At 63.8% G+C, this 6,685-nt stretch carries 6 protein-coding genes; all 6 read right to left on the bottom strand.

Features of this window, described 5'->3' with window-relative positions; all coding sequences use genetic code 11:
- The coding region (locus FS507_RS15080) for an IS630 family transposase (protein ID WP_145943599.1) at positions 1-774 on the bottom strand (774 nt) is incomplete at its 3' end.
- A 365-nt stretch (positions 775-1,139) separates the two neighbouring features.
- On the bottom strand, positions 1,140-2,366 hold the full coding sequence (locus FS507_RS15075) for an AlbA family DNA-binding domain-containing protein (RefSeq protein WP_145943598.1): 1,227 nt from the start codon (positions 2,364-2,366) through the stop codon (positions 1,140-1,142).
- A gap of 197 nt (positions 2,367-2,563) precedes the next feature.
- Positions 2,564-2,905: a 50S ribosomal protein L19 gene (rplS, locus tag FS507_RS15070; RefSeq protein WP_075812865.1), complete on the bottom strand. Its 342-nt coding sequence runs from the start codon at positions 2,903-2,905 to the stop codon at positions 2,564-2,566.
- 157 nt (positions 2,906-3,062) lie between these two features.
- Entirely contained in the window at positions 3,063-5,420 is a 2,358-nt protein-coding gene (locus FS507_RS15065) for a Tex family protein (protein WP_145943597.1), read from the bottom strand.
- On the bottom strand, positions 5,417-5,809 hold the full coding sequence (locus FS507_RS15060) for a hypothetical protein (RefSeq protein ID WP_145943596.1): 393 nt from the start codon (positions 5,807-5,809) through the stop codon (positions 5,417-5,419). The genes FS507_RS15065 and FS507_RS15060 overlap by 4 nt, the downstream gene beginning before the upstream one ends.
- Before the next feature lie 49 nt (positions 5,810-5,858).
- Entirely contained in the window at positions 5,859-6,644 is a 786-nt protein-coding gene (locus FS507_RS15055) for a hypothetical protein (RefSeq protein ID WP_145943595.1), read from the bottom strand.
- Positions 6,645-6,685: the final 41 nt, after the last annotated feature.

Raw genomic sequence — 6,685 nt, 5'->3', positions numbered from 1 at the left:
GTCCATCACCAGGTGCAGATCCTGTTCCGGGTAGGCGCGGTCGATCTGGCGCAGGAAGCTCAAGAACTCGCTGCGGCGGTGCTTCGGCTTCACCGCACCGGTGACAGTCCCGGTGGCAACCTCCAGTGCGGCGAACAGGGTGGTCGTACCGTGGCGTTTGTAGTCGTGGGTGTGTTTCTCAGCATCCCCGATACGCATCGGCAACATCGGCGCGGTGCGGTCGAGTGCCTGGATCTGGGACTTCTCATCGACGCACAGCACAATCGCATTGTCCGGCGGGGCCAGATACAGTCCGACAACATCGGTGACCTTGGCGACCAACTCGGGGTCGGTGGAGAACTTGAAGGTCTCCGCCTTCCAGGGTTGGACTCCGTAGGCCCGCCAGGCCCGCGAGACTGTCGCGTTGCCCAATCCGAGATGCTGACCCAGCAGCCGGGATGACCAGTGGGTTACCCCGTACTTCTTCGGAGGACGGGCCAAGGTGGCGTACACGATGTCCAGGTCGCTGACCTGTTTTGGCCGGCCTGAGCGGGCCGCATCACCAAGACCGTCAATACCGACTTCGCGGTAGCGGTTGCGCCACTTCCACACCGAGGTGGTGGTGGTACCGACCGATTCGGCGATGTGCGCGTTGGCCATCCCGTCGGCAGCCAGCAGAATAATCCGTGCCCGCTGCACCAGCCCTGCTTTGATCGTTGTCGACCGGGTCCAGGACTCCAGAATCTCCTTGTCGCCGTCGCGCAGGATCAGGGCGGGTGCGGGGTTGTTGGGCATGATTCATTCTCCCACACCACGAACCATTTAGGAACTAACGACACGCGACACTAGTATCGCAGTCAGCTCGGGACCGCTGGGACCCCGCCTGCAGAACGTATGGGAGAACGATCTGGCCCAGCTCTGGTTAGACATCTACCTGCCAGAATCTCTCAACGGTCAGTTCAAGGAGCTTTGGTTCCGGTATACAGAAACGGAGAATGCCCCTCAATCAACCAAGCTCCAGCAGCTGAGTGATGCTGAACTTAGTGATGCAGTAGGGGAAGTCGTCGCACTCGGCCTGCAGGTCATCGCTGCTGACGCTCGGGGCGAATCGCCCTCTTAACGTCATTCGGGACAGCAAAACTCTGTGGAGGCCGACAGGATCACCGAAATACGGTCAGCTGCGAAACCCCCGCCTGGTTCAGGCAGTCGAGCGCAAGCCCGCGTGCCGTCTCCCGTAGCTCCGCGTCGTCACCGGCGACGTCCACCGTCGCCTCCACCGGCACGAACCGTCGGATAGGCACGACCGGTTCAGAGGAGAACAGCAGGTTAGTCTCTTGCTTCAAAGTCAACGGTTCATCCCCAGTCCACTCCACGCCAAAGAGAACGTCATACTCCCGTGAACCTGTCCAACCGCTGAAATGATGCAGGCAAGCCAGCAGGTCACCGACAACGGCAGGCATGCGGTAGGTGTACACGTCGGCCTTATCTGTCTTGCCTGGCTCCACATCCAGTCTGCACAGTACGGAGACTGAACCGTCGTCGTGGAACTCGACGTAGAACTCTGGCGTTCCGGTCGTCTTGTCGGCCGCAGTGAATCTCCAACTGCGAAAGTCCGGCCGGAGGTCCCCGTATACCGAACTTAACGCTGTCAACCCACCGCTGTACTCTTCGCGCAAGGCGTCACCGCGAGCATTGAAAGCGACCTGGCGTATTTCGTCCCGCCCAGTCTTGCCCACCACCGTCGGGTGGGTCGGCCGCGCCACACCTGCCATCCAATACCCGTCGTCACCGCGGAGTTCCATGACTCTTCTGTACTGTTCGTTGAGGGCTTTGGCCGACTCGCGGTGCCCGTCGAAGCGTTCACGGTAGAGCCTGGCGATCTCGGACTCAGACAGCCACTCCGAGTGCGCCCCGTGGCGAACAGGGACCGAGAGCGCCCTCGGGGAGTTCTTCCTCTCCGTAAAGAACATGTGCGGCACCTGCCGGCTGCGAGGTACTACGACAATGAGTGCGTTGCGGCCATCCTCCTCGACCCGGTGGAGTTCAACCCCGAAGAGCGGCGGAACAATGTGACCAACCGCCACACTCATGAACGCCTGCTCGTATCCCTCGTCGACCAAACCGGCGTCCACGCGCTCACCGGCATGGTCCTTCATATCCGACTTCTCACCGATACCGTAGACAATGACCCCGCCGCCGTAGTTCGCCATGGCGGCAAGGTCTTTCTTCACATCGCTGTGCGGGTCCGTCGGGCGGGAGTCGAGCTTGGCCTTGAAGTCGAGGTCAGCAGTCTCCACAGCTCGTATCTCGACGAGTTCGTCGAGCATCTCGGTAGTGAAGGTGTCGGTCGGGCCAATGCCGAGGGCACGGTGCAGCGAGGTAAACATCAGCCTTAGTCTAGTCGTGTCGAGAATGACCTCGGCCCAGTCTCACGAAGGACAACAGCGGCGCGAGGCACGGCAGGCCGAACCACAAGGCCTATCACGGTACCCCGTAGTTCGGGGCTTTCGGACAAAGAAAAGGCCCCTGGCCCGCATCCTGCACAAAGCAGAAATGAAGGTCAGAGGCTATTTCTAGCAGAAGCTTAGCGCTTCTCCTTGATCTTGGCTGCCTTACCGCGCAGGTCGCGGAGGTAGTACAGCTTCGCACGACGAACCTTACCGCGTGTCAGGACGTCGATGTGATCGATGTTCGGGGAGTGCACCGGGAAGGTACGCTCCACGCCGACGCCGAAGGAAACCTTGCGGACCGTGAAGGTCTCGCGGATACCGGAGTTCTGACGGCGGATGACGACGCCGCGGAACACCTGGACACGGCTCTTGGTGCCCTCGATGACCTTGACGTGGACGTCGAGGGTGTCGCCGGGACGGAAGTCGGGGATGTCGCTACGCAGCTGTGCGGCGTCGACCTTGTCGAGATAGTGCATTTCAGTTTCCTTGCTGTGTCTTCGATCGGACAGAGGACCCACGACCTGCTCGGACGAGCGGTGCGCGTTCATGCCCACACCATTGAATTTTGGCGCTCCCCCGCCCCGGTGAGGAGGCAGAGTTCACGCAACCCGGCTATTATGCCAGCGCCGGACCCTACCGGCCAAACCCGGCCCGCTTGAGCGCGTCGGCCATGGACCCGGCGGCCCCGCCCTGTTGCTGTCCTCCACCTTTCTTCACCCGGTTGTCACGCCCACCGGTCTGCCCCTTCTTCGCCTGACGACGATTCCCACCGCCGGCGTTCCTGCGGGTGGGCTCCCCCGGTTCATCCTGGAGCCGGAGGCTCAAGCCGATACGTTGACGGTCGACGTCAACCTCCATGACCTTGACCTTCACGACCTGGCCCGAGCTGACGACGTCGTGCGGATCGGAGACGAACTTATCGGACATCGCCGAGACATGGACCAGTCCGTCCTGGTGTACGCCCACGTCGACGAAGGCTCCGAAGGCCGCGACATTCGTCACCGTCCCCTCCATCACCATGCCCGGGGTCAGATCCGAGATCTTCTCGACCCCGTCGGCCAACGACGCCGTACGGAATTCAGGACGCGGATCGCGCCCCGGCTTGTCGAGCTCGGCGAGGACGTCGGTCACGGTCGGTACGCCGAAGGTGTCGTCGGCGAAATCACGAGGGTTGAGCCTGGTGAGCACCGCTGTATTTCCGACGAGTTCCGGCACCGGCACCCCGGTGGCCTCGGTGATTCGACGCACCAGGGGATACGCCTCCGGGTGCACTGCCGAGGCGTCCAGGGGATCCGCTGCACCGTGGATACGCAGGAAGCCTGCGCACTGTTCAAATGCTTTCGGTCCGAGTCGGGCCACATCCTTGAGCTGCCGACGGGTGGAGAAGGCACCGTTGTTCTCACGGTGGCTGACGATATTGTCGGCCAGTGTCGCATTCACCCCGGCCACCCGGCGGAGCAACGGGACGGACGCGGTGTTGACGTCCACCCCGACGGAGTTCACCGCATCCTCCACCACCGAATCCAATCCGGAGGCGAGCAGCGCCTGGTTCACGTCGTGCTGGTACTGGCCCACGCCGATGGATTTCGGGTCGATCTTCACGAGTTCCGCCAACGGATCCTGCAGTCGACGGGCGATCGACACCGCGCCACGCAGGGCCACGTCCATGTCCGGAAACTCCTCGGCGGCCAGCTCCGAGGCGGAGTACACCGATGCCCCGGATTCGCTGACCATCACCGGGGTCGGCCGGGTGCCTGTCGCGGTGGAGACGGTCTCGGCGATCTCCCGCGCCAGCTTCTCGGTCTCCCGGGACGCCGTCCCGTTGCCCACGGCCAGAAGCTCGACGTTGTGCCGGGCACACAGCGTAGCCAGGGTGGACGCCGACGCATCCCACCGGTTCTGGGGTTTGTGCGGGTAGACCACTGCCGTGTCAAGAACCTTGCCGGTCTGGTCGATCACCGCGCACTTCACGCCGTGGGCGTAGCCGGGGTCCAGTCCGAGCGTGGCCCGTTGCCCCGCCGGCGCCGCCAGCAGCAGGTCCCGCAGGTTGCGTGAGAACACCTCCACCGCCGCCTCATCCGCCCGCTCCTTGAGCCGCATGCGCACGTCCACACCGGAGGAGACCTGCAGCTTCGTACGCCACCCGAACCTCGTACATTCCGCCCGGAACCCGTCTGCCGCGTCTCCCCGTGGTTCCAGCCCACGGGCCAGTGCGATCATGCCCTGGTAGATCTCATCGTCACCGGCATCGAGAGTCAGTTGCAGCACGCCCTCTGACTCGCCGCGGAGCAGTGCGAGGATACGGTGGCTCGGCAGTGTCGTGAACGGCTCCGAGAACTCGAAGTAGTCACGGTACTTCTGCGCCTCGGGCGACTTCTCCTTCCCTGCGACGGCGCCGGCTGTCATTGCACCGGTGGTGAAGAACTTCTCGCGGACCTCCCCGACCAGGTCTGCGTCCGTGGAGATCTCCTCGAGCACGATCGCCCTGGCACCCGCCAGCACCGCTTTGGCATCGGCGAACCCTTCAGTGATGAAGCCGGCCGCCAGGTCGGCAGGGTCGGTGGTGCAGTCCCCGAGCAGCTGCTCCACCAACGGTTCCAGACCTGCCTCCCGGGCGATGGTGGCCTTCGTGCGGCGTGTGGATTTGAACGGCAGGTAAAGATCCTCGAGGCGGGCCTTGGTGTCACAGCCGAGGATCAGGTCGCGGAGTTCATCTGTGAGCTTGCCCTGCTCGTCGATGGCCGTGAGAACTGTCTGCTTCCGCTCCGCAAGTTCGCGCAGATAGCGCAGCCTGGTCTCCAGTGTGCGCAACTGCGAATCGTCCAGACCCCCGGTGACTTCCTTGCGGTAACGGGCGATGAACGGGACAGTGTTTCCCTCATCCAGGAGCCCGACGGTGGCGTGCACCTGGGCCTCGCTGACGTCGAGTTCCCTCGCAAGAGCCGTGGTGATCGTTGAATCGCTGTTTTCTGCGGTGTGTCGGACGCTCATTCGGATGATCGTAGCGTGGACGTCTGGCCGAACCAGAGCCCGGGCGACCCGTCGGGAACACCCGGCAGACACGCTGCGATGACGCGGGTGACATCGGCGGTGCTCATCGTCTTGTCCTGCCCGTGCGCGTCCGGCCAGCAGGCAGTTACCCTCAGGCGGTGGACCTGTTCGCCGATCGGCGGCGTGTCGAATCGTTGCTGGTATTCAGCCACGAGCATGTTGTCCGGCTCGCAGGCAGATTCAATACCGGTCAACACCACCTCGACGCCAGTGGCACCGTGGTCGCCGAGCGCATGTTTGATCGCGTCAGCCAGAGCCACGACATGGTCTGGACGGACGAGGACATTCATGTCCGTCGCGGTGGTGCCGTTTCGCCCGCGTGTTGTCATGGTCACCACGCTAGTCGCGTCCACCGCCCCGCGCCGATATGTGTCCGTCCTAGAACGGATGCCCCGAGGGATCCGGATGCGCCGGACTGCCCTGCTGTTCATAAGCCTCCCGGCTGGCGAGGTCGTCGTCCACGGCCGCATCGACGACTTCACGGAGCCGGTGGATGGTCACGGTGGACCGCGGTATCAGCGAGCCAGCACCGGAGGAGGTGATCAACCGGTGCGGACAGGCCAGCAGCCAGTCGGTCACCGCCTGTTCCACGGACCGGTCCGCCGAGGGGCAGTACGGGCTTTCCACGTCCGGGAAGCGACGTCGCCACGGAGCATCGTTGACCTCCCACGGCGTGGGCTCCCCGTAGAAAACCTCTCCCCCGGAGCCACCGGCACCGCAGGTCTCCCCGTCCTCCCCGTCGTTCTCACGGCCCGCGAGGTCCCGTTGCCGCTGCAGCTCAGCCTCCTGGTCCTCGATCCTCGCCCGCAGCCCCGCATGGCGGTCAATCCGGCGCCAGACCGCGTCCATGTGTTCCAGGGTCATCCGGCCGTCCTCGACAGCCGACCAGTACATTTCCGGCATCCTCCACGACAGTTCTGCGGCGTGCCGGAACCGGGCCGCATACGCTGCCCCACGCGTGCGCACCATCTCTGAGATGGCGGCACGCTCGGCCGCGGATCGACCACGCAGGCCGCTCTGTGCCATCCTGAGTTCCATTCTGTTGAACGGATAGACGGTGAGTTCCTCCACCGACGGACTGTTCACCGGTTCGGTGACTGGCATGATCTCCCCCTTGTCCCGTGGCCGGAAACGTATCCGGCCGTCCAGGAGAACAGTAGACACGATGGTCCCCTCGCCGTCCTGCACCCCCGGAGAAGCACCAG

It is taken from the genome of Corynebacterium glyciniphilum AJ 3170, assembly GCF_007673095.1.
In the GTDB taxonomy this organism is placed as follows: Bacteria; Actinomycetota; Actinomycetes; order Mycobacteriales; family Mycobacteriaceae; genus Corynebacterium.
Note: the sequence above shows the minus strand (reverse complement) of the source record. Positions and strands in the feature narration are given on the sequence as shown.

Bases quoted from the DNA above. Each gene is read 5' to 3' on its own strand.
- FS507_RS15075 (WP_145943598.1), bottom strand. From the start codon at position 2,366: ATGTTTACCTCGCTGCACCGTGCCCTCGGCATTGGCCCGACCGACACC.
- rplS (WP_075812865.1), bottom strand. From the start codon at position 2,905: ATGCACTATCTCGACAAGGTCGACGCCGCACAGCTGCGTAGCGACATC.
- FS507_RS15065 (WP_145943597.1), bottom strand. From the start codon at position 5,420: ATGAGCGTCCGACACACCGCAGAAAACAGCGATTCAACGATCACCACG.
- FS507_RS15060 (WP_145943596.1), bottom strand. From the start codon at position 5,809: ATGACAACACGCGGGCGAAACGGCACCACCGCGACGGACATGAATGTC.